The following is a 786-nucleotide window of genomic DNA, read 5'->3' as shown; positions in this document are numbered from 1 at the left end:
TGCCATTGATCGGGCAAACGACGCCACCATGCTCTATGTCGCGCGGGAAATCGGTTTCGCGCGGCGCGGTCATGGGGGCGAAGACGGTGCCAACCCGGGCGAGGTCGCCTGGGTGTCATTCCGGCATGACACCGCGCGCCCGACGGTTGAGGCGCGGGACGCGGGGACGGGCCAGACCTATCTGATCGACACGCCAGCAGGCGGCGATCCCCATGCCCATATCCATAACGCCCTGTTCAATGTCGTGGTTACGGAAGAGGGGCATGTGGGGTCGCTTGACACGAAGCGGCTGCGATCGCGCGTTCATGAATTCGGGGCATATTTTCAGGCGCAGCTCGCTGATGAACTGCGCCGGATCGGCATTGCCCAGCGATACGACGCGAACGAGCAGGCGACGGTCATCTCGGCCGTGCCGCCGGATATATCGGATTTCTTCAGCAAGGGACGACGCAACGTCATCAGGGCGGCCAAGGAGTACGCCGCGGCGGAAGGAGCGGACTGGGCGCATATGCCGATCGACCGCAAGCGCCGCATCCTGTCCATGGCCGGCCTGGCAGCCCGGCTCGACAAGGACAAAGGTACGAGTGACCATGAGATATGGCGCGAGCAGGCCAGGCGTCTTGGCTGGGAGGAAAAAAGTCTGCTTGGCACGCCAGCAGCGCCTGTGGGCACCAGGGAACAACGATACGATATTGCCTACCGTTTCGCTGCCCGTCATCTCGCAAGGGAGTTTGAAACAGCCGCCGTGATCGATCACGACAAGCTCAGAACGTATGCGGCCCGGGG

General features: G+C 63.1%; 1 protein-coding gene. It reads left to right on the top strand.

Going from position 1 to position 786, the window contains the following annotated elements:
• Nucleotides 1–786, top strand: a 786-nt coding sequence (gene mobF, locus B7449_RS14895; protein ID WP_048883763.1) for a MobF family relaxase, incomplete at both ends; no start/stop codon positions are given.

The organism is Komagataeibacter intermedius TF2 (assembly GCF_000964425.1).
Lineage (GTDB): Bacteria > Pseudomonadota > Alphaproteobacteria > Acetobacterales > Acetobacteraceae > Komagataeibacter > Komagataeibacter intermedius.
Note: the sequence above shows the minus strand (reverse complement) of the source record. Positions and strands in the feature narration are given on the sequence as shown.